This window comes from Streptomyces sp. NBC_00820 (assembly GCF_036347055.1).
GTDB lineage: Bacteria > Actinomycetota > Actinomycetes > Streptomycetales > Streptomycetaceae > Streptomyces.
Genome location: NZ_CP108882.1, coordinates 1,141,368 through 1,162,224, shown reverse-complemented (window position 1 = coordinate 1,162,224; position 20,857 = coordinate 1,141,368). Strand labels below are relative to the sequence as shown.

17 protein-coding genes and 4 pseudogenes are annotated in these 20,857 nt (G+C 70.3%); 6 read left to right on the top strand and 15 right to left on the bottom strand.

The features are described from left to right. Window positions 1-99: 99 nt before the first annotated feature. From OIB37_RS05440 to OIB37_RS05425, 4 genes are all read right to left on the bottom strand, one after another. Window positions 100-762: a deoxynucleoside kinase gene (locus OIB37_RS05440; protein WP_330456371.1), complete on the bottom strand. Its 663-nt coding sequence runs from the start codon at window positions 760-762 to the stop codon at window positions 100-102. A 453-nt stretch (window positions 763-1,215) separates the two neighbouring features. Beyond that, window positions 1,216-2,229 (bottom strand): NAD(P)/FAD-dependent oxidoreductase, encoded by a 1,014-nt coding sequence (locus OIB37_RS05435; RefSeq protein ID WP_330456370.1) that lies wholly within the window; start codon window positions 2,227-2,229, stop codon window positions 1,216-1,218. After that, on the bottom strand, window positions 2,226-2,783 hold the full coding sequence (locus OIB37_RS05430) for an isoprenylcysteine carboxyl methyltransferase family protein (protein ID WP_330456369.1): 558 nt from the start codon (window positions 2,781-2,783) through the stop codon (window positions 2,226-2,228). Before OIB37_RS05430 ends, OIB37_RS05435 begins: the two co-directional genes overlap by 4 nt. Before the next feature lie 95 nt (window positions 2,784-2,878). Then, entirely contained in the window at window positions 2,879-3,949 is a 1,071-nt protein-coding gene (locus OIB37_RS05425) for a type III polyketide synthase (protein WP_330456368.1), read from the bottom strand. Window positions 3,950-4,093: 144 nt separating this feature from the next. Here OIB37_RS05425 and OIB37_RS05420 point away from each other — a divergent pair, with 144 nt between their 5' ends. Both OIB37_RS05420 and OIB37_RS05415 read left to right on the top strand, forming a co-directional pair. Continuing rightward, window positions 4,094-4,990 (top strand): UbiA family prenyltransferase, encoded by an 897-nt coding sequence (locus tag OIB37_RS05420; RefSeq protein WP_330456367.1) that lies wholly within the window; start codon window positions 4,094-4,096, stop codon window positions 4,988-4,990. 321 nt (window positions 4,991-5,311) lie between these two features. Next, a complete protein-coding gene (locus tag OIB37_RS05415) occupies window positions 5,312-5,932 on the top strand; it encodes a restriction endonuclease (protein ID WP_330456366.1) in 621 nt (206 codons plus the stop codon). A 194-nt stretch (window positions 5,933-6,126) separates the two neighbouring features. On the opposite strand, the gene OIB37_RS05410 is transcribed toward OIB37_RS05415, so the two are convergent. Together OIB37_RS05410 and OIB37_RS05405 are read right to left on the bottom strand one after the other, a co-directional pair. After that, window positions 6,127-7,044 carry an NADP-dependent oxidoreductase gene (locus OIB37_RS05410; protein WP_330456365.1) on the bottom strand — a complete coding sequence of 306 codons (918 nt, stop codon included), beginning with the start codon at window positions 7,042-7,044 and terminating at the stop codon, window positions 6,127-6,129. A 447-nt stretch (window positions 7,045-7,491) separates the two neighbouring features. Beyond that, window positions 7,492-8,943, bottom strand: coding sequence for an amidase (locus OIB37_RS05405; protein WP_330456364.1), 1,452 nt, complete (start codon window positions 8,941-8,943; stop codon window positions 7,492-7,494). A 306-nt stretch (window positions 8,944-9,249) separates the two neighbouring features. Here OIB37_RS05405 and OIB37_RS05400 point away from each other — a divergent pair. Next, a pseudogene (locus tag OIB37_RS05400) lies at window positions 9,250-9,462 on the top strand (barstar family protein); the annotation flags it as partial. Between the two features lie 753 nt (window positions 9,463-10,215). On the opposite strand, the gene OIB37_RS05395 reads toward OIB37_RS05400, so the two are convergent. From OIB37_RS05395 to OIB37_RS05385, 3 genes and pseudogenes are all read right to left on the bottom strand, one after another. Further along, window positions 10,216-11,049: a PIG-L family deacetylase gene (locus tag OIB37_RS05395; RefSeq protein WP_330456363.1), complete on the bottom strand. Its 834-nt coding sequence runs from the start codon at window positions 11,047-11,049 to the stop codon at window positions 10,216-10,218. Window positions 11,050-11,565: 516 nt separating this feature from the next. Next, complete coding sequence (locus OIB37_RS05390; protein WP_443058254.1) at window positions 11,566-12,045, bottom strand: IS3 family transposase; 480 nt, start codon at window positions 12,043-12,045, stop codon at window positions 11,566-11,568. 111 nt (window positions 12,046-12,156) lie between these two features. Further along, a pseudogene (locus OIB37_RS05385) lies at window positions 12,157-12,414 on the bottom strand (DNA cytosine methyltransferase); the annotation flags it as partial. A gap of 263 nt (window positions 12,415-12,677) precedes the next feature. Between OIB37_RS05385 and OIB37_RS05380 the strand changes: the two are divergent. Continuing rightward, complete coding sequence (locus OIB37_RS05380) at window positions 12,678-13,166, top strand: GNAT family N-acetyltransferase (protein WP_330456362.1); 489 nt, start codon at window positions 12,678-12,680, stop codon at window positions 13,164-13,166. A gap of 111 nt (window positions 13,167-13,277) precedes the next feature. Next, complete coding sequence (locus OIB37_RS05375) at window positions 13,278-13,406, top strand: hypothetical protein (RefSeq protein WP_330456361.1); 129 nt, start codon at window positions 13,278-13,280, stop codon at window positions 13,404-13,406. Window position 13,407: 1 nt separating this feature from the next. Here OIB37_RS05375 and OIB37_RS05370 read toward each other — a convergent pair. Beyond that, window positions 13,408-13,530, bottom strand: a pseudogene (locus tag OIB37_RS05370) (ATP-binding protein); the annotation flags it as partial. A 1,324-nt stretch (window positions 13,531-14,854) separates the two neighbouring features. On the opposite strand from OIB37_RS05370, the gene OIB37_RS05365 reads away from it, so the two are divergent. After that, the gene (locus tag OIB37_RS05365; protein ID WP_443058116.1) at window positions 14,855-15,649 is read left to right on the top strand and encodes an SGNH/GDSL hydrolase family protein; all 795 of its coding nucleotides are present in this window, start codon (window positions 14,855-14,857) and stop codon (window positions 15,647-15,649) included. Between the two features lie 231 nt (window positions 15,650-15,880). Here the strand turns inward: OIB37_RS05365 and OIB37_RS05360 are convergent. The 5 genes and pseudogenes from OIB37_RS05360 to OIB37_RS05340 all read right to left on the bottom strand — a co-directional run. Next, window positions 15,881-16,360: pseudogene (locus OIB37_RS05360) on the bottom strand (O-methyltransferase); the annotation flags it as partial. 393 nt (window positions 16,361-16,753) lie between these two features. Then, window positions 16,754-18,358 carry a phytoene desaturase family protein gene (locus OIB37_RS05355; RefSeq protein WP_330456359.1) on the bottom strand — a complete coding sequence of 535 codons (1,605 nt, stop codon included), beginning with the start codon at window positions 18,356-18,358 and terminating at the stop codon, window positions 16,754-16,756. 3 nt (window positions 18,359-18,361) lie between these two features. Continuing rightward, window positions 18,362-18,880, bottom strand: coding sequence for an SRPBCC family protein (locus tag OIB37_RS05350; protein ID WP_330456358.1), 519 nt, complete (start codon window positions 18,878-18,880; stop codon window positions 18,362-18,364). A gap of 721 nt (window positions 18,881-19,601) precedes the next feature. Further along, a complete protein-coding gene (locus OIB37_RS05345) occupies window positions 19,602-20,210 on the bottom strand; it encodes an alkaline shock response membrane anchor protein AmaP (RefSeq protein WP_330456357.1) in 609 nt (202 codons plus the stop codon). 97 nt (window positions 20,211-20,307) lie between these two features. Beyond that, complete coding sequence (locus tag OIB37_RS05340; protein ID WP_330456356.1) at window positions 20,308-20,811, bottom strand: DUF6286 domain-containing protein; 504 nt, start codon at window positions 20,809-20,811, stop codon at window positions 20,308-20,310. Between the last annotated feature and the right edge of the window lie 46 nt (window positions 20,812-20,857).

Sequence of the window (20,857 nt, the reverse complement as noted above, 5' to 3'; positions counted from 1 at the left end):
GTCGGGCCCCGGCTGCCCGGCTTCCCGGACGTGCGGTGAAACGGAGAAACCCCCGAACGGGCACGAGCCGCGTTCGAGGGTGGACCGTGGGCGACAGGCTCAGGCTCGACGCTCGACCGTTGCCAGGGCGTCCTTGACCTCCTGTGCCACGCGGGCCGCGTCCTCGGGGTTGTTCACCACATCGGTGTGGTTCATGTCGATGACGAGGACCTCGCTGGCCGAGTAGTGCTTGTGCACCCAGTCGTCATAGCCGGACCACAGCGTCCGGTAGTACTCGACGAGGCTCTCGTCCTGTTCGAAATCGCGGCCCCGCAGCCCGATACGGTACTGCACCGTCTCGAAGTCCGCCTTGAGATAGACCATGAGATCGGGTGCCTTGCGGTACGGCAGGCCGTCGATCTCGCGCATCATCTCGTCGAGCAGACCCTCGTACACCTGCATCTCGAGGGAGCTGATCCGGCCCAGGTCGTGATTGACCTTGGCGAAGTACCAGTCCTCGTAGATGGACCGGTCGAGGACGTTGTCGCCCTGCTTGTACGCCTCCTTGATCGCGGCGAACCGCGTCTGCAGGAAGTAGAGCTGGAGCAGGAAGGGGTAGCGCTTCGCCTGGATCTCTTCGGGGCTCGCCGTGTAGAAGAGCGGAAGGATCGGGTTGTCGGCCACGCTCTCGTAGAAGACGGTGCTGCCCAGCTCCTTGGCGAGCAGTTCGGCCACACTCGTCTTGCCGATGCCGATCATGCCTCCGACGCAGATCACTGGCATACCTCATTCTCCCTGGGGGCTTCTGTCCGTGTGCGGCTGGGCTGGGCGCCCCACACCGCTGAGATGCAGGCCGGCAGTCACGCGATTCCCCGGGATCCTCATGATCAGCGTTATGCGGCCCTCGTCCGGACCAAGGCATCCGACACAGGCCGTTTCCCCGACCGGCCAGACCGTTCCGCAGTCGCCGCGCATAGGTGCGAGCCGCAGCTCCGCGGCCGCCCTGAATCATAAATGACGTTTCGCCTCACGCCTGCCGGAGCACCGGAACTCGCCTCAGCTTGCTCTGCGGCGCCGGACGCGTGGGCCGGTGATCGGGGCCCGCGCCACGTACCCACCCGGGCGGTGCGGGGCGGCTCCGGGTGCCGGGGTGACGCGGCCCCAGCAGATCTGTCGTTGTCCTGTGCCGGGAGGCATCAGCTGCTGGGAGCATCAGCTGACTCGAATGCCGGAGCGCTACCGCAGCGCGCGGACCGCTGCCGCGAAGACCGGCGGCAGCCGGGAGGCCGCGGGAACGATGAGCCGGGCGGTCCCGGGACGGCTGCTCACGGTCAGCAGCGCCCGGGTCAGGAGACGATGGCGCCGAGTCAGCAGAGTCCAGGCCCGCTCGTACCTTTCCGGCTGTCCGGCCGCGACGCAGCGCACGGCGGCCTCGGCCGTTGCCAGGGCGAGGGCGATGCCCTCCCCGGTCAGGGCGTCCACGTAGCCCGCCGCGTCGCCGACGAGCAGGACACGGCCGGCGACACGGCGCCGTACCCGCTGGAGCAGCGGTCCGGCGCCGCGCACCGCCGTCGCGGTGGCCCCGCGCAGCGTCGCGGTGAGAGCGGGGAAGCCGGCCAGATGCTCGTCGTATCCACGCCGGACGCGGCTGAGGACCGCGACCCCCACCAGGTCGTCGGCGACCGGTGTCACGTACGCCTCGCCCTGTCCGGACCAGTGGACCTCCACGAAGTCCGTCCACGGTTCGACGCGGTAGTGCCGGCGCAGTCCGTAGCGGCCGCGCGCGCTGCCGGGCAGCTCCAGGGCCAGCCCGCGGCGCACGGTGGAGTGCAGGCCGTCGGCGGCGATCAGCCAACGCGCCGTGATGCCCGCGGCGGTGACGGTGTCGGCGGTCTGCCGCACCTCGCCGACCTTGCCCGGCACGATCCGCACACCCAGGCCCAGCGCGCGCTCGTGCAGTGCGCGGTGCAGCACCGTGCGGCGGACGCCCAGCCCCGGGCCGTCACGGAAGGGCGCCTCGGCCATGGAGGTGCCGTCCACGTAGCGGATCCCGCGCAGTTCCCGGCCGGCGGCCTCGGCACCCAGCGCCCGCAACGCGGCGACACCGCCGGGCATGACGCCCTCTCCGCAGGCCTTGTCCAGGGGCGCGGCGCGCGGTTCGACCACCACGGCCTCCAGGCCGGCGAGCGTGGCGTGGACGGCGGCAGCGAGACCGGCCGGCCCGCCGCCGGCCACCAGGATGTCGATCACGCCGGTGCGGATGCGGATGCGGGTGCGGCTGCGGGCGTGGGCATGGCGGTCGCGGCGGCCAGCGCCCGGTTCTCGCAGCGGATGCGCACCGTCAGCACGACGGCGTCGAGCACCGTGAAGACGAGCGCGGTCACCCAGGCGGTGTGCACCAGGGGCAGTGCCACGCCTTCGGCCACGACGGCGACGTAGTTCGGATGCCGCAGGAGGCGGTACGGACCCCGTGCCACCAGCGGCAGGCCGGGTACGACGATCACCCGGGTGTTCCAGCGGGGTCCGAGTGTGCCGATGCACCACCAGCGCAAAGCCTGGGCGCCCACCAGCACGGCGAGCATGGGCCAGGCGAGGGCCGGAACGAAGGGCCGGCCGCCGAGCCACACCTCGACCGGGCAGCCGATCAGCAGACTCGCGTGCAGGGCGACCATGGCCGGGTAGTGGCCCTGCCCCGCCACGATCGCGTGGCGGGCGACGCTCCACCGCTCGTTGCGGCGGGCGACGACGAGTTCGGCGAGCCGCTCGGCCGCTACGGCGGCCACCAGCAGTGCGTACCAGATCATGTGCCCCGAATCCCGTGTCCGTGTCCCGTGTTCCCCGTGTCCTGTGCCCGGCGTACCGGTCCGATCGTCTCCTCGCCTCCCGCTCCGGAGCGCGCCTACCAGCGCAGAAGCACCAACTCGCAGGCGAGACCGGGTCCGACGGCGAGCAGGACGCCCGGTGTACCGGGCGGCGGGCGGCGTTCGGTCAGCGTGTCGCGGAGCACATGGAGCACGGAGGACGAGGAGAGGTTGCCCACCTCGGCCAGATGACGCCGGCTCACGTCGGTCGCCCCTTCCGGCAGGCCGAGGGCATCGGCGACGGCCTCCAGAATCCGGGGGCCGCCGGGGTGACACACCCAGGCGGTCACGTCCTTGGGCTTCAGGCCGTGGTCGCCCAGAAACGCCTCGACGTCGTCGCCGAGGTGGTGCCGCAGCAGCCGCGGGATCTCCGGATCGAGGACGACCTTGAAACCGGAGTCCCCGATGTCCCAGCCCATGACGTGGCCGGTGTCCGGATACAGGTGGCTGCGCGAGTCCACGATCGTGGGCCCCGCGGCCGTGGCCGCGACCGCACCCGCGCGGTTCGCTCCGCAGGCCACGACCGCGGCGGCACCGTCGCCGAACAGGCCGGTGGCGACGAGGTTGGCGACGGAGGCGTCGTCGCGCTGGAACGTGAGCGTGCACAGCTCGACCGACAGCAGCACCGCCACCTGGTCGGGGTGGCCGAGCAGATAGTCGTGCGTACGGGCCAGACCGGCGGCGCCCCCGGCGCAGCCCAGACCGAACAGGGGCAGCCGCCTGATGTCCGGCCGCATTCCGAGGCGCCCGGCCACGCGCGCGTCGATCGACGGGGCGGCGATACCGGTGACCGACGTGAAGACCAGCAGGTCCACGTCGGCCGCCGACAGCCCCGCCACGCGAAGCGCTTCCCGCACGGCCCTCGCGCCCAGGCCGGTGGCGACGTCGATGAAGATGTCGTTCGCGGCACCGAAGCCGTCCAGCGCCTCGTACTGGTCGAGCGGCAAGGTCATGTGGCGCGCGCGGACCCCGGAGTTGTGGTGCAGCCGGTCCAGCGCCCGACGGTCGGCGCCCCGGGGCAGACATGCGCGGGCCACCATCTCCGTGATCTCGGACTGGGTGTGGCGGTGCGGCGCGAGGGCACCGTGAACGGCGGCGATCCGCGTCATGTGGCTCCCGTCGAGGACAGACCTGGGGTGGGCGGCCCAGCAGGTCTTCCCTCGACCGGTACTCCGGCACCACAGATCGCCCGTCCGGCCGTTCGATCCGTGGCGCGCTTCAGCCGGGTGGCAGGATGCTCCTACGATCGGCGGATGACCACCCCCGAGCAGTCGACGACCGTCCGCTCGCCGGGGAGGCGGGCCCGCCGGGTGTCCGCTCTGGCCCGCGCGTGCCACCCCGGTCCCCTCGTGGCGGTCACCGGGCTGACGGCGGCGCTGGCCGTGACCGCCGGTCAGGACAAGGGGAGTTGTCTGCTGACCACCGGGGCCGTGCTGGCCGGGCAGCTGTCCATCGGCTGGTGCAACGACGCGTTCGACGCGCGCAGGGACCTGGCCACGGGCCGCCGGGGCAAACCCGTCGCCGACGGCGCGATCGGCACCACGGAGGTATGGGCGGCCGCGTACGCCGCGCTGGCCCTGTGCGTTCCGCTCTCGTTCGCCTGCGGCTTGTGGGCGGGCGCCGTCCACCTGACCGCTGTCGCGGCGGCCTGGGCGTACGACCTGGGGCTCAAGGCCACCGGCTGGTCCTGGGCGCCGTACGCGGTGGCCTTCGGCGCGCTTCCGGCGTTCGTGGCACTGGGGCTGCCGGGCCGGCCGTGGCCCGCCTGGTGGGTCGTCCTCGCCGGGGCGCTTCTGGGGATCGGGGCTCATCTGGGTGACGTACTGCCGGACATCCGCGGGGATCTGGCGACCGGAGTACGGGGCTGGCCGCAACGACTGGGTCCGGATCGCGTGCGGCTGCTGCTGCCCGTGCCACTGGTGACCGCGTCCGCGCTGCTGGCGCTCGGTCCCGCAGGACCGCCCGGCAGGCGACAGGCGACGGCGCTGGTCGTGGCCGGCCTGGTCGCGGTGACCGGAACGCTGCTGGGACGCCGATGGGAGCGGACGGCGTTCGCGACGGCGGTCGTGGTGGCGGTGCTGGACGTGGCGCTGTTGCTGAGCGGGAGCGCTATCGCGAGCGGGAGCGGTATCGGGGCCGGGGGCAGCTGACCTGATCGACCCGGCCGGCACGGGGATCGCCATCGTCCGCGGACCGTCCGGCGCGGCGTGCCACCAGCTTCCGGATGCTCCGGCCGGCAAACCATCCTCCGCCGCACCGTAGTTGGGCGGCCCAGGTGCGACCCTGCCTTGTCGTCCACGCCAGGCGCGCCGTGGTCGTGCGGTGGTGGTGCGGTGGTGGTGCGGTGGTCTTGCGGTGGCCTGATACTCCCCAGCCGCACCACCTGATCACAGAATCACCACCCGGTGCACACACGGGCCCGGTGGCCAGGCAAGATGCCCTGTCGGAACAATTCAGATCATGGGGGGACCGTGACCGCGCCCACGCGCCAGATAGCCCATTCTTTGGCCCACGCCCCCGGCTGGGTCATCCTTCCTGGCCTCATCGGCGTCATTCTGCTGCTCGCCGGCGACGCCGTCGGCATCCTCTGGCTGACGGTCACCGCCGTAGTGGCTTTGCTGGTCGGCCAGTACAGGGCGCGCCAAGCAGCCGAACAGCAGGTCCGAGCCGCCGAGTTGTACCGGATCCGGTCGATCCAGTCCACGGAGATCGCCCGCTACCACGCCATGAATCCGAACGAGTTCGAGCACGCGGTCGCGTTCCTGTGCCAGCGAGACGGCTGCACCGACGTCAGCGTGGTCGGCGGCGCGGGCGACCTCGGCGCGGATGTCATCGCGACCGGCCCGGACGGCCGGCGGATCGTGGTCCAGTGCAAGCGCTACGGTCCGACCACCAAGGTCGGCTCCCCGGACATGCAGCGCTTCGGCGGCACCTGCTACAGCGTCCACGGCGCCCATGTCGCCGTGGTCGTCACCACCTCGGTCTTCACGCGGCCCGCGGTCAACTACGGCCACCAGCAGGGAATCCGTATCGTCGATGGCAGTGCGCTGGCCGCATGGGCCACCCGCACCGGCCCGGCCCCGTGGATGTGATCCGGCCGCAGGCGAGGCAGTTCGGCTGCCGCAGGGAGTTCGCTCTCAATGGACAGTTGCGATGCCCCCGTTGTCGGCCACTTGACGGTAAGCCGTCTGGCCGCCAACGGTGACACTGCGTTGATGTTCTGGGGCACCTGCTCGATGGTCGCCCCGGTCGCCCCGGTCGCCCCGGTCGCCTCAGTCGCCCCGGGCTACGGGCGGAGCACGATCTTGCCGTGGGTGTGCCCCTGTTCCAGCTCGCGGAACGCGTCTCGCACCCGCTCCAGCGGGTAGGTGCGGGCGATCGGCACCTCCAACTCCCCGCACGCGGCGAGCCGCGCCAGCTTGCCCAGCACGACCGCGCATGCCGCCGAGCCTTCTCCGTAGGTCCGCGCACCGACTCTGGCCGCGGCCTGCCAATCACGGATCGTGTTGATTCGTTCCGGCCGCACGCCCAACTCAACCGCCAGCTCCACGTAGCCGTCGCCGAACGTGTCGATGAACGCGTCGACGTTCCCGCCGGCGGCCTGTTCGATCCGCTCGGCCACGCCTTCCCCGTACTTGACCGGGACGACACCACGGTCCTTCAGCCAGGCATGGTTTCGCTCGCTCGCCAGCCCTATCACCGTGGCGCCGTGCCGCCGCGCGAGTTGCACGGCGAGCGACCCGACACCGCCCGCCGCACCGGACACCACGACCGTGTCGGCCGGTCCGGGGTCCACCGCGAACACGGAGGCGTACGCGGTCGTGCCGGCCACGTACAGCGACCCGGCCACGTCCCAGGACAGCCCCTGCGGACGGGACACCAGGTTCACGTCGTCGACCACGACGAACTCCGCATGGCTCGCTCTGTCATGGGTGAATCCCAGGACCTCGTCGCCCACCGCGAAGCCGCGCACCTGCGTGCCGACCTCCACCGCGACACCGGCCAGGTCACTGCCCTGCCCGGAGGGGAACGCAGCCGGCCAGCGTTCGTGCCGTGCGCCCTTGCGGATCATCACCTCACCGGGCTGGATCCCGGCCGAACGGACCTCGACCAGCACCTGCCCGGGGCCCGGTCCCGGGCGCTTCACCTCCTCCACCCGCAGCACGTCGATCTCGCCGTACTCGTGGAACCGCACTGCCTTCATGGCGTGCACACCTCGTTTCGTCGTTCGGACAAGCCCTGGACGGCCACGCGCCGGATGTCACACATCGACCGTTCCACTCCACCGCCCTCAACGGCTCGGGAACGGAGCTGTCTTCCCAGGAGTGCCGCCGAAAGCGATGACGTCCGCACCGACATCGGCGGTGCCGACAACGCACCTGCGGTGTGACCTGCACCGGGCAACCCGAGCACGCGGGAAGTTGACGGTCAGTCACGGCAGGCATCGGTGACCGTACGCCGAAAATTCCCTATGGCCGCCGCCAGTTCGCCAGGCCACCGATGAAAGTGCGCGCCGTTGACCTGTGGTGACGACCTTCTGTCGTGTTGCGGGAGGCGGGTGAGATCCGCGTGCCGGGCAGCGATGGTGCGCATGCGGAGGATCTCGGCGTGGTCCGCGTGTCGCTCTCGACGGACACCCAGGCAATACGGCCTACTTCGGTGTCTGGAAGCCGCCGATCCGCTGCTCGAGCAGTTCGGCCAGCCGTAGCGGGGTGCGGTCCTCGAACATCGGACCGATGAGCTGAACCCCGACCGGCAGATTGTCGGGGGACCGGCCCGCGGGCACGGCGGTGGCGGGCAGACCGGGCATGGTGGCCAGACCGGCCCAGACGAGCTGGTCGAAGTACGGGTACTCGACGCCGTCGATGTCGATCCGGCGTTCCCTCGGATCGGGGTGGTGGTCGTGCGGGAACGCGGGAGTGGGGGTGATGGGGCACACCACGGCGTCGAACTCGGCGAAGAACTGCCGCCAGCCGTGGCGGTGGAACTCGCGACGGCTGTTGGCCTCGATCCAGTCGCGGTGGCTGAGCACCATGCCGCGCAGCCGCGCCGCGTCGAGACTCCGGTCGTCCGCGCCCAGTCCGGCGGCACGGGCCTGCAGTTGCTCGTACGCTTCGATGGGAAAACGTGCGACGGAGCTCGAAAACAGCAACTGCGTGTAGATCAGAGCGGCTTCGGCCAGATCGGGCAGCAGCGGACTGTGCCATTCGACGCGGGCGCCACCGCCGACAAGCGCGTCGGCCACCCGGTGCACGCCCGCCCGCACAGCGGACCCGGTCGGAATGAGCGGATGCTCGTCGAGGACCAGGACCCGGAAGTCGCAGAGCCGGTCATGGCGCGCGGGCGGCAGCGTCAAGTCGTGCGCCACACCGAGCGTCAGCGGGTCCGGTCCGGCCATCACGTCGAGCAGGAGCGTGAGGTCGCGGGCGGTGCGCGCCATCGGACCGACGACCGCGAGGTCGGGTTCGGCCGGCCACGCCGGCGCGTCCGGCGGGACCATGCCACGGTTCGCCGCCAGCCCGAGCGTCGGCTTGTGCGCGTAGACACCGCAGAAATGTGCGGGGGTGCGCAACGAACCGCCTATGTCGGAGCCGATGGACAACGCGCCGAATCCGGACGCCAGGGCCGCCGCCGATCCGCCGGAGGATCCACCCGGCGTGCGACCGTGATCCCAGGGGTTGTTGGTGGTGCCGTAGATCTCGTTGAAGCTCTGCACGTCTTGGAGCCCCACGGGCACATTGGTCTTGCCGAGCACCACCGCGCCCGCGGCCCTGAGCCGTGTCACCTGCACCGCGTCCTCGGCCGGCATGTAGTTCCGGTGCGGTGACATACCCCAAGTAGTGGGCAGCCCTGCGACGTTGTAGGACTCTTTGACCGTCACCGGAATGCCGAGCAACGGCCGGTCCTCACCGTGGGCGCGCGCCTGGTCGGCGCGGCGCGCGGCGACCCGTGCACGGTCGAAGTCCGGCACACAGATCGCGTTGATCGCCTTGTCGTCCCGCTCGATACGGGCGATCGCCTCGTCGGTCAGTTCCGCCGAGGTCACTTCACCGGCACGCAATGCAGCCGCGAGTTCTTCGGCCGCCAGTAAATTCCAGTCCATGAATCCGACCGTATAGGCCACCGAAAGAGGCCACGAAATGCCGCTTGGTACAAGGGGTCCAGCTCCGAATGACGGAAGGCGAAGGCGCCTCACCGGTAAAACTCCAGGTCAGGCGCCTCCTCTTGTACCTCTGGAAGAATCCGGGCTTGTTCGGGGGGTACGGCACCAGGAGGTTCCTCGTCTGCTGGTGGTACATCGCCGGAATGGGTCTGGCCAGCGCAAATGAGGGGAGAGAGGGGAAATCGGAGAATGCTGGCCCGGGTGTGGTCCGCATCTTGCTGATCGCCTTGCGGGCGGTCTCTTGGGCTCGGCGGATATTTCGGCTGGAACCTGGATGCTCTGGATGACTGCCTGATCGGCGGCTGGGGCGCCTCCAGGCCATTCACCTTGCACTGGGAATCCTCGGCCGGGGCTCGGGCGCGGTTGGCGGAGCGCGTGCCCGGCGGCGATCGCGACGTTTCGCTGTTCGACCTGCTCCTGGAGATCTTCGAGGACCGGGGTGTGAGCGTCCTTCGGTGACAGATGGTCGCCACCAGCCATGAGTCCGGGGAAGGTCATTCGGTACGTGCTGCACCACGACATCGCCTGACAACTGCCGTCCTGGAACTAGGGTTCGGCTCAGGACAGACCTGCTGGCGGCGGCTGAAACGGTGGCAGAAAGCCGGGGCCTTCGACCTTGCCGTCCGCTTGGAGCGCCGCACCGAACTCCACGACGCCTTCAGCTCTCTTGCCTGCAGTCGAATCTGCTGGAGACGCCTCAAGAAAGCCACCACGTGATCGTGTTACGAGCTCTCAGCAGGCACCCAGTCCGGCAACTACCTACGGGGTGCAACGGAGTTGAGGGGAACGGCAGACCAGCCTTTTCAGGCACCGGCACTGAGTACGGCGCGGCCGGAAGCGGCAGCATCGACGCCCTCGTGTTTCCCCACGAGCCGCCCGACACGGAGCAGTTCAGCGCCGGGCGGACGCCGGGACGCCCCCGGCGTCCGCCTTGACAGCGAACTCAGTCGCCCCTGGCCGGGCTTGTGACCTGGGCTGTCGCGCACCTTCCGAGTCAGCAGCCCGCAGGTCTCCCACTTGCGCGGTTGGCAGGTGGTTGGGAGACGAGCGCGGTGTCGGGTCGGCAGTGCGGGCACGCGTCGACGCCGCCGGCGAGGGCCTGGACGCGGGCTGCCGGAGCGGAAGTCGCGTGGACAGGCCTCCGGGTGTGTGCCCCACTCGATCGCGCCGTGCGGCAGACGAGTTTTTCCGGGCCCCGGTCGGGCGGGCGGATCAGCGCAGTCCGGCGAAGAGATCGTTCTCGGGTATGGCCGCGCCGGTGGCGTCCTGGACGCGTACGAAGGTCTCCATGCCCATCAACTCGCCGAACCTCTCCTTGCCCATCTTGAGGAAGAAGATGTTCTCGCCCTGACTGGCGTGCGCGGCCAGCGCGTCGAACTTCTGACCGCTGAACGCGGTGGTGTCCACCCACGTGGTGATCTCGTCGTCGGGGAGGCCGATCTCGGCCAGCGCCGCGGCCTCGGCGGGATCGGGCTCCGGCATGTCCTCATGGAACTCGCGCATGATCTCGCCGAACCGCTGCATCCCCGAGCGGGGCATCGTCGTCCAGTACACCTTCGGTGTCAGCCCGGTCATCTCCAGCGCCGCCATCGTGATGCGGTGGGCCTGGATGTGGTCGGGGTGGCCGTAGAAGCCGTTCTCGTCGTAGGTGACGACCACATCGGGTCGGTAGTGCCGCATGAGTTCCGCGAGTCGGGCCGCGCCTTCCTGTACGGGGGTCTGCCAGAAGGATCCGGGGGCGTCGTTGCCCGGCCAGCCCGCCATCCCGGAGTCGGCATAGTCCAGCATCTCCAGATCGCTGATCTTCAGGACGTCACAACTCGCCTCAAGTTCCTGACGACGCATCAAGGCGACCGCCGCCGGATCGTGCCCGGGACCGCCCGGCTTGACACCCCCCGGTCCGTCACCGCAACCGCCGTCGGTACACGTCACCAGAACCGTGCGGATGCCTTCCGCCGCGTATCGCGCGAGGACTCCTCCGGTTCCGGTGGCCTCGTCGTCGGGGTGGGCGTGTACTGCCATGAGCGTCAAGGGCCGGTCAGTCATGAAACAGTCCTCCTGTAGGAATACGTCTTGGTCCGAGTGCACGGCGGGCGTACCGCGATCTCGGGGCCCGGATCCTGGTGGGGCGGACGACCTTGTGTCTCCGTGCTCCCCGCCCGTGCGGCGCCGGTCCTTCGATCGATGCAACCGCGCGGGGCGGCCCGGCTGTTCCCGGCGCGGCCGCTTGGCCTTCGACGAGGTGAGGGACGAGGAGGCTGTGGCCCGGTTCCGCAGCGAGGCCCGGATCGACGCGCGGATACTGCTTGCCGGGTCTCCGCCCTTCAGTGGTGACCAGCACGTCCTGATGTACCGGCACTGCGAGGACACGGCACCTCCGCTGTTGCGGCGCCTGCGCGCCGACGTCCCCTTCGAACTGGACCGGCTCGTGGCCGCGCTGCCGCAGAAGGGCCCGGCCCGGCGCCTGGATTCGGCACGGGAGGTGTCGGCGGCGCTGTCACGGATCCGCTACCTGCCCGGCGTGAGTGTGCTCCCCGGTGACGGACACCAACTGTGCAGTGGTCAGTCCGGCTCGGATGGTGCAACGGCATCGCTGACGCGAGCAAGGACGTCCGGGTCCACCGCCTCCGCCAGGGCTATCAGCTCCGCGCGTTCTTCATCGGACAGGTGCAGCTCTGGGCGGTCGCCGAACCAGTCGCCAAGCCATGTGACGACCAGAGCGTCCTCGCCTTCCCGCAGGTCCGTGAAGACGGCTCGGCGGGTCTCGGCGTCGAGGCGATTCTCCAGCTGGTCCACCAGCGCCCTGACCCGCGTCTCCCAGTTCCTCATCTCTCTCCTCAATCCGTGTCGATCGTACGGGTCGGGGATCGTCGTGCGGTGTCGCCGGCTTCGGTGATGGCCCTGCAGGCCGGCCTGGCGTATCAGCCGGGCGACGCGGCGACGGCCGCACCGGTCACCGCGCTGTCGGAGGGCGGCGTGGACGCGCGGGGCTCCGTAGTTTCCCCGCGACTCCGCGTGGATCTCGGTGATCTTCTCTGTCAGGGCGGCGTCGCCGACTGCGCGGGGGCCGGGCTCGCCACTGCGGCGGGCGTAGAAGGCGGCACGGGAGACCTTGAGCAGCTCACCCGCTCGTCCCTGGTCGGGCCGTCCCGCTCGCCGGCGTCCACCGCGGCCGGCGGCGAGATCGGAGACTGCCTGGTGGACGAGTGGCTGGTCGACCAGGCCAAGACGCTTGCCCGCCATCGACCACGCCTGGCACGGCGGGGAGGCGATCAGCCCGAGAAACCGACCGGGGAAGATCCATACGGGATGGCAGGCCCAGCTATCCCACTCCCGGCCGATGTGCGGGGCCCCGGGGACGGTGAGGGCATGGCTCCAGTTGCCGGGGCCGGCGAACAGGTCGAGGGTGATCCGCCTCACGAGGCTGGCTCGGAGTTTTCCTGTACCGGCTCGGCTTCGCCACGGCAGGCCCAGGGAAAGCAGCCGTCGACCACCGCGTTCTCCAGCTCCTCCGCAGCGGCTCGGGCGTCCAGTTGCTGCTGGCGGGCGGCCGATTCGGTGGCAGTGACGTGGCCGATCGGGACCTGGGTGGTTCCCGGGAGCGGTGCAGGAACGCCTGCCCGAGCAGTCGACCCGCAGCACGAAGGTACTCGCCGGTGCGAAATACTCTCCCGATGAGGTCACGTACTTCCCCGACCAGCCAGCCGATCACGATACGCAGGGCCGTCGCGCGGGATGCCAAGCGGCTCACGCGGCTCGTGCGTGGCTCGGGCGCCTACGAGGGTAAGTACGCAGCCGCTGTCGCGGGCTACCGGGTCGGTCCTGATTACATCGAGGCCCATCGCGTCTTTGTGGCCGTCGACGCCGACGATCCTGGAGGCCGGGTCCTCGGGTTCTACTCGCTCGTCCTCGTTCCACCGGAGCTCGACCTGCTGTTCGTCGCCGACGAAGCGCAGGGGCGGGGTATTGGTCGGCTGCTCGTCGCGCACATGCAGTCCGAGGCCCGTGCCGCCGGGCTCGACCGTCTCAAGGTCGTGTCGCATATTCCCGCCGCGGACTTCTACCACCGCGTTGGTGCGGTGCGGACCGGGACCGCGTTCGCGAACCCACCCGCCGTGCCGTGGGACCGTCCCGAATTCGAGTTTCGCATTCCCTCGGAATGACGCGGTGTGCCGACTCACGGGGCACCGGCTTTGTCTGCAAGGGGCAGCGAGTAGGGTCCCCCTGGCCACTGCGCATGCGACCACCTCGTCCGCTTCGCCGAGCCGTGGTCGATGACCGACGAACTCCGGCAGATCGGGATCAGAGTCGAGGACGCGGCCGATGCCCTGGAAGCCGTGGCCGGACTGGCGCAGCGTGCTCAGGCTGCCGACCAGCGGCTGTATTGCTGGTGGGCCCTGTGACTCACCGGCGTCGGTGGCCGTTGTCCTTGCCCAGCACTTCGCGTCGCCGGCGGGTGCGGTAGGAGTCTCCCGAAGGGGTGAGGACCTCGGCGTGGTGGACCACGCGGTCGATCACCGCGGCAGCGACGACGTCATCGAATCATCGAAGAGGGTCTCTCCCCAGCGCCCACGTGCGCACCTTCTTCTTGTACCTCGGACAGCCCCCGGCGCCCGGCGTGGCCTCCCCGAAGAGAGCCGTGCCGGTTCTCCATGCGGCGATGGGCACCCGACCGGGCAACATGCCTGGTCGGGCGCCCCTTCACGTGCTCCTAGAAGAACCCGGGCTTCTTCGGCGAGTACGACACCAGAAGATTCTTCGTCTGCTGGTAGTACATCTGCTCGCGCGGCTCTGACCAGCGCGAATGAGGGCTCGTGAGCCCAGCGTCGGAGCCATCGGCCCGTGTATGGTCCGGATCTCGGTCGTGGGCAGGCCAGGGCTGGCGTGCGGGCACTCGTACGGATGTCGGCGCGGAGGTGGCCAGGAGCTCGGGAGCGGAGTCGATGCCCTCACCCTCGGCGGTGCAAAGAGCACAGGTCCGCGGGCACATGAGGTGCGACGACGCGACACCGTGGCCCTCGGCGGTGACCGCCGACCGAGACGGATCGGAGAGATCGACGTCTCCGCTGCCGCGAAGGCGAGCCGGTGACGTTCGTCATGAACTCGCCTGGGGGCGGGCGAGGACCTTCGGATGCGTCGAGCCGTCTTGGCCGCAGCCGCCCTGCCGTCCAGTTTGCGGAGGTGGCAGGCGGCGGGCGGAGAGCGAGGTGCTACGCGCGTAATTTTCTGCCGCCAATGGCTTGCCGACTCCCCCCAAACTCACGACACTTCAATAGTGGACTTGTCAGGGGCACGCCCAACCCCTCTGTAGGTGAGCTCGCGCTGTACCCACTCGCACCTCTGACCCGCATCCCCCCACAGGAGGAACGCGTGCGGATCACGAAGCCCAGCACCGCGAGACGCACGGAACCGACTGCCGCAGTGTCCGGCCCGTTCGCGGCAACCGCACCCACCAGCTTCACCGCTCCCACCATTTGGGCCACCTCCACGGCCGGCCCCTCACCGAGGACCCGCTCGACGTCCGCCGAACCCGAATCCGCCGCGGCGCGCGCCCCTGCGACACCGCATCCAGGCTCGTGACCGGTACGCCGAATACGCGCGATATCGGCACGCGCTGACGATCCGTCGGCTACACCTCCGCGGCACCCATGTCGCCCCCACCGGACCGCCGGGGCATCCCACCGCCTTCTCGCGGCGTCCCTGCGCATTCAGCCCACCCTGGCCCCATCCCCGTGAGACCAGGACGCGAACGCGGAGTCCAGCAAGAAGGCTGATCTGTCATGTCCACCTCAAGGTGCAGTGCTGCCGTCCGCCATTCGACGGAATCCGACATTCCATTTCTGGAGGTCTCGTGAGATCGACCAAGACGCTGTCATTACTCGCAGCGTTCGGCGCCGCAGTGCTGCTCAGCCTGGGCCTGGCCGCTCCGGCCCAAGCCGCCGGCCCCGTGTACGTTGCGCTCGGCGACTCCTACTCCGCCGGCAACGGCGCGGGCAACTACGACAGCGCGAGCGGCGGTTGCCACCGCAGCTTCAGCGCCTACCCCTACCTGTGGAAGAACGCACACGCCCCGTCCTCCTTCGCGGACACGTCCTGTTCGGGCGCGGTCACCACGGACGTGACGAACTCCCAGCTCGGGCCCCTGAACTCCTCCACCACCCTGGTCTCCATCACCATCGGCGGCAATGACGCCGGCTTCTCCGACGTCATGACGACCTGCGTGACGGGTTCGGACTCCGACTGCGTCAACCGGGTCAACCAGGCAGAGAGCTACGCGCAGAACACGCTGCCCGCACGCCTCGAAGCCACCTACAACGCGATCCGGGCCAAGGCCCCCAACGCAAAGGTCGTCGTGCTGGGTTACCCGCACATGTACACCCTCAACGTCTTCTGCGTCGGGCTCAGCGACACCAAGCACCGCAAGATCGACGAGGCCTCCGACGTCCTCGACAACGTCATCAAGACCAAAGCCGCCGCACACGGCTTCGTCTTCGGTGACGTCCGCACCACCTTCAACGGGCACGAGCTGTGCTCCGGCGACGACTGGCTGCACTCCCTCGTCGTCTCGCCGAGCTGGGAGTCCTACCACCCCACCGCCACCGGCCACGCCTCCGGCTACTATCCCGTCCTCAACGCCAACAGCTGACCCCCCTCCTTCCCTCCAGGGCCCCTGTGTGCGCCACACCGCGCACGGGGGCCCGCCCATCCCCCCCACACCTCCCCCGGACAGTGTCCAGGAGCTGTCACAGAAGAACAGACAGGACACACATCCGGCAGCCGGCACGACTATCCCCACTGCCGCAGGCCATGCGCGGCGCCGGACAGCCCGCCGGACAGCCCCGACTCGCACACCGGAGCCGTACTTGTGACGCACGATGCCCGCACGGGCCAGCTTGAGCGCCCACTCCACGTAGTGGGCGTTGTTCGCCTTGTCGGCGTCGATGAAGACCAGGTCGAAGGGGGCCGGGTTCTCGTCGGCGGGCTTGGGCAGCGACTCCAGGGCCGGCCCCACCCGCACGTCCACGATCCGGTCCAGGCCGGCGCGGGCGATGTTGCGGGTGGCCACCTCGGCGTGCCGGGCGTTGTACTCCAGCGAGACCAGCCTGCCGTCGTCCGGGAGGGCGCGGGCCAGCCAGATGGTGCTGTAGCCGCCCAGCGTGCCGATCTCCAGGATGGTGCGGGTGCCCTGGATCTCGGCGAGCAGCTGGAGGAACTTGCCCTGGGGGGCCGAGACGGCGATGTGCGGCAGCCCGGCCGCCTCGCTCTCGCGCAGCGCCGCCTGGAGTGCCTCGTCGTCCGGCGTGAGGTGGCTGCTGAAGTAGAAGTCGACGTCGTCCCAGAGCTGCGACCCGCTCATGCGTCTGCTGCCTTTCCCGAGTGCCGTCCGGCGCTCTTCCCGAGTCCTTGGCGCTTCCCTGCGGATGATCGCAGCTCGGACGGCTCGGCCCGGACAGTCTTCGCCGTGGCACGGCCGGGGCGCCGCTGGCCTCGCTTCGCCCGAGCCGCACAGCCGAAGGTCCGGCAACCCCTCAGGGGAGTGGCATGAGGCGGCAGGGAAGAAAGCCCACGTGGCATGCCGGGTGCGGGCTGGCCTGACTTCCTCGACGGACTCCGCGAGCACGCGGGCATGGACATTGCGCCTTTCGCCGATGAACCAGTCGCGCCGAGTTGACTGACCGGGCTGCCGTATCGTGCCTTTGGACGAGTGCACCCCGCGGCTCGCCCGTGCGCGACCGCATCGTTTCCCATGTCATCGCCTCGCCAGTGCACGCTCGAGAGCGGTGACGGCGTATGCGAGAGGACGGTGCGTTCCGAGGGCTGCCTGGGCGGCGTTGGCGCCGGGAGCGCCGTGGACGCCGCCGCCGGGGTGCGCGGAGGCCGAGGCCAGGTAGAGGCCGTGAATCGGTGTCTCGGGGCGGCCGGTGCCGGGGATCGGGCGGAAGACTGCCTGCTGGTGGAGGCTGGTGGTGCCGCCGTTGATGGCTCCCTCGTCCAGGTTGGCGTCGGCGTCCTGCAGGGTGGGCGGTGCCAGGATGCGCCGGCTCAGAACGCGGTCGCGGAAGCCAGGGGCGTACCGCTCGACCTGCTGCTCGATCCGGTCCGCCATAATCTCGCGTTCCGTCCGGTCCCAGGTGCCGGTGAGGTGGTCGTCCCCGGCGTCACCCCGGATGTCGCGGGGCAGATGGGTGTAGGCCCAGGCGGACTCGGTGCCCGCCGGTGAACGCGTGGGGTCGGCGGTCGTCATCTGTCCCAGCAGGAGGAACGGCCGGTCGGGGACGAGCCCCATGGCGATCTGCGCGGCGAACCGGGTGAGTTCGTCAACACTGTCGGCGAGATGGACCGTGCCGGCCCCCGCCGCCTCACCGGCCTTCCAGGGGATGGGGCCGTCGAGGGCCCAGTCGACCTTGAAGGTGGCGAAGTCCCACTGGAAGCGCCGCATGTCCTCGTGCAGGCGCTGCGGCAGGTGCTCCGGGGCGACGAGCCGACCGTAGAGAGCGGGCGCGGACACGTCCGCGAGGACGGCCCGCCGAGCCGGGATCGCGTCGCCGTCGGCCGTGCGGACGCCGATGGCCCTGCCGCCTCTGATGACGACCTCGGTCACCCGCACGTTGCAGCGGACAGTGCCGCCCCGACGCTCCAGACGGTGTACGAGTGCGTCGGTGAGGGCGCCCGCGCCGCCGACCGGTACGGGGAAGCCGTACTCCTGCCCGAGCATGGTCATCATCCAGCCGAAGCCTCCGCCGCCGGCGGATTCCGGGCCGAGGTCGGCGTGCAGGGCGGTGCCCGCGAGCAGAAGGCGCCCTGCCTCGCCGGCGAACTCCTCCTCGCCGAGGCGCCGTACGGGCAAGAGCATGCTGCGGGCCAGCCGCAGGGTTCCGCCGCCCCGCAGCCGCAGCGCCAGCGCCACGAGGGCTCTCACCGGAGGCATGGTCGCGAAGACCGCGTTGAGGAGGTCTCTGCCTGCCTGGTCCCATGTCTCGCACAGATCCCTCCACGACTGCCCGTCACCGGCGGCGAAGGCTTCCAGACCGTCCGCGGTGACCTCCCGGTCCCGGTCGAGGACCGCGCAGCGCCCGTCGGGCAGCGGGTGGGCCAGCACCCGGGGCGCGTGGGACCAGCGCAGTCCCTCCTGTTCGAGGTGGAGAGCTGCGATGACCGGAGAGGCGGCGGCCAGGGGATAGAAGGAGCTGAACAGGTCGTTGACGTAGTCGGGGTGGAGGGCGCGGTCGCTGCGTACGGCCCCGCCGGGGGTGTCCTGCGCCTCCAGTACTTCGACGGTCCAGCCGTGGTCGGCGAGGATGTTCGCCGCCACCAGGCCGTTCGGTCCGGCGCCGATCACCAGTGCGTCGCTCATGGCTCACCTCTTCCGCGACTGCGGATTCCCGGTGACCGCGGACGGTGGAGGGGCATCGCCCCGTTGACCGGCGTTCGCGGGCCGGGAAGCCGCGGCCTCTTCTTCGACCAGTTGTGCGAGGCGGCTGAGCATCTTGCGATGACGGATCTGGATCAGAGCGTCGAGGACGGTGTTGTGCAGCGAGCCGCTCAGCCCGCGCAGCGGATGCTCGTCCACGATGACGAGGGTGTCGTCGCCCCAGGGAAGGATGTCGAAGGCGATGCGAGCGCTCTCCTCGCCGGCGTGTGCCTCCAGTTCCAGGTACCGGGGCGGCTCGTAGCGGCGGACCACGGTGAACCCCTCGGCTTTCTTGCGGCCGAGTTTGACCGTGTAGGTGAGAGACGAACCGAGTTCGGGCCATCGGCCCTCGCGGGGTGCGGAGTTTGATGTTCCGACGACCCAGTCCGCGAAGCGTGACGGGTCCTTCAGCACGGTCCAGAGCGCGGTCGGTGCGCGCTCGATGAGCTGATGCCGGACAGCCATGGTCTCCTCCTCACGGACGCCGCCGTATGCGACGGCGGCCGTCGGTTTCCTCGTCGGTTCAGCGACCGAGCGCGCGAGCGAGCTGTCCGTGGCCATGGTGGAGCCGCCCTCGATGTCGCGCTTCCGCGCTTCTTCGTACAGCCGGCCGTCGGGCCTGTGCCCCGTTGTGTGTGCCTTGCCGACCGCGCGAGCCGCGGTCTGCTCGGCGCGGCTGGTGACCGGCCGAGTCCCTCGGTCGACTCTTCGATGTGCTCGTACCGGCGTCCTCTTTGCGCGCTCGATCCTCGTGGCATGGGTCTCCCCGGTTCCACCGCCTGCACCACCGTGGTGTCCCGTGTCAGGACCGGCCGGTCCGATCCGCCCGAACCCTGACCGCGAGCGGCGTGACGTGCTTCTTCCAGCCCTACGAGTAACCCGGTGAGCGAGGCTCACGCGCTTCGCGGCGAGATCGCCGTACGTGCTCAAGGGCGGCGTGGGTTGCCCTGGACGCCGAGGGCCCCTTCGGTGAACGGGGCGCGGTCAGCCGCAGCGGCATCTCGACCTGGCGGCCGTGCTGCCCCGGCGCGCGTGCTGTGAGGTGCCGTCGCGGCGCATATGCCAGGCATGATCACGGCTCCGGTCGGATCCGTGTGGGCTGCCACCTGCTCGGCCCAGTTGACCGGGCGGCCGACGTCCGGCGGTGGTCATCCCGGGCCTGGCCCGCTCCAAGGCCCCCAGGGGGCTATTGCGTACGGCGCGCCTTGTGATGGGCGACACGCAGTCGGGCGTCGGTGCCCATGTCCGGCCGGCCCGTGGACTGGCCGGCGGTGCGCAGCGGACCGTCGCAGAGTGCTTGCAGGGCGGCCTTCGGTGACCCCTGCGGGGTGAGGATGAGGTCGACACGGGTGCGAGGGTGGGCCGCACGTCCGGTGATGCGCACGTGGGCTCGATGGACGCCTGGAAGAGTGCTTGCTTCCGCGGCGATCGCGTCGCCGAGCGCCTGGCCGCGCAGTTCGATGCCTGCCTGCGGTGGTGTACCGCCGACCGGCATAGTGCCGGGGCGATGCCGGTGCAGTTGGGTGAGCAGCCACCACAGCGCGAGCAGGGTCACAAGGGCGAGGGCGGCGATGACCGCGGGCCACCACCACCAGCCCTGGCTGCTCCAGCGGGCACGGTCGGCGGAGCCGAGCAGGACGTCGCCGGGGAGGGTCAGGGGCCAGCCGGTGGGTGGCGTCAGGTGGTTGCTCCGGTAGACGTCGAGGCCGGCCGCGAGGACCAGCAAGCCGCCGCCGAGCAACACCAGACCGGCGAGGGCCAGCAGAATGCGGTTGAGTACGGGTCGCGGCGTCATGTGCGGGCTCCGGTGCGTCTGGGCTGGTTGCTGACACGAGATCGAGTGCGGTGAAGGGATCGGGCGCCGGGGCCCGGTGGCGGGTGTCCGGTATCGATCACGGTGTGCGTTGCCGTACGCGTACGACGATTCGGGGAGGGCGGGCGAGAGCGAGCTGGTCGCGCTCCTCGTCCAGGACGGCGGTGAGGTCGCTCTTCACCTCCTGCGCGCCGCGGAAGCGGACGTCCGCCCTGACCTTGACTCGGTGCCGGCGGACCCGGACACGAGCCGCGCCGACGCCCGGGACCCGCATGGCGGCGTCGCGCAGCAGAGCGGCGGCGGCGTCACGGTCCAGTGCGGCCCGCAGCCGGGGCGGCGGACAGCCGGCAGGGGAGCGCAGGGGCAGTTGATGGCGCAGCCCGGGGCTGAGTGCCAGAACGATCAGCCAGAGACCGACGGCAGCGGCCACAGCGGCACCGGTGAGCATCCACACGTCGTCCACCGGACGCGTGGCCAGCTCGTCGGCCAGGTGCCGGCGCCAGCCCGCCGCCCGGCTTCCCGCCCGTACGGCGACGACATCGAACAGTGCCGCGCCTGCCGCCACGAGTATCACCGAGGCCACCAGCGCAGCCGGCAGGCGGCGCGCGGACCACGGGCGGTGGGTCCGG

Excerpts from the sequence above, each read along its gene's own strand:
- OIB37_RS05345 (WP_330456357.1), bottom strand. The coding sequence starts at position 20,210 with ATGACGCCGCGACCCGTACTCAACCGCATTCTGCTGGCCCTCGCCGGT.
- OIB37_RS05410 (WP_330456365.1), bottom strand. The coding sequence starts at position 7,044 with ATGAAGGCAGTGCGGTTCCACGAGTACGGCGAGATCGACGTGCTGCGG.
- OIB37_RS05395 (WP_330456363.1), bottom strand. The coding sequence starts at position 11,049 with ATGACTGACCGGCCCTTGACGCTCATGGCAGTACACGCCCACCCCGAC.
- OIB37_RS05405 (WP_330456364.1), bottom strand. The coding sequence starts at position 8,943 with ATGGACTGGAATTTACTGGCGGCCGAAGAACTCGCGGCTGCATTGCGT.
- OIB37_RS05375 (WP_330456361.1), top strand. The coding sequence starts at position 13,278 with ATGACCGACGAACTCCGGCAGATCGGGATCAGAGTCGAGGACGCGGCC.
- OIB37_RS05440 (WP_330456371.1), bottom strand. The coding sequence starts at position 762 with ATGCCAGTGATCTGCGTCGGAGGCATGATCGGCATCGGCAAGACGAGT.
- OIB37_RS05430 (WP_330456369.1), bottom strand. The coding sequence starts at position 2,783 with ATGATCTGGTACGCACTGCTGGTGGCCGCCGTAGCGGCCGAGCGGCTC.
- OIB37_RS05355 (WP_330456359.1), bottom strand. The coding sequence starts at position 18,358 with ATGAGCGACGCACTGGTGATCGGCGCCGGACCGAACGGCCTGGTGGCG.
- OIB37_RS05420 (WP_330456367.1), top strand. The coding sequence starts at position 4,094 with ATGACCACCCCCGAGCAGTCGACGACCGTCCGCTCGCCGGGGAGGCGG.
- OIB37_RS05425 (WP_330456368.1), bottom strand. The coding sequence starts at position 3,949 with ATGACGCGGATCGCCGCCGTTCACGGTGCCCTCGCGCCGCACCGCCAC.
- OIB37_RS05380 (WP_330456362.1), top strand. The coding sequence starts at position 12,678 with ATGAGGTCACGTACTTCCCCGACCAGCCAGCCGATCACGATACGCAGG.
- OIB37_RS05350 (WP_330456358.1), bottom strand. The coding sequence starts at position 18,880 with ATGGCTGTCCGGCATCAGCTCATCGAGCGCGCACCGACCGCGCTCTGG.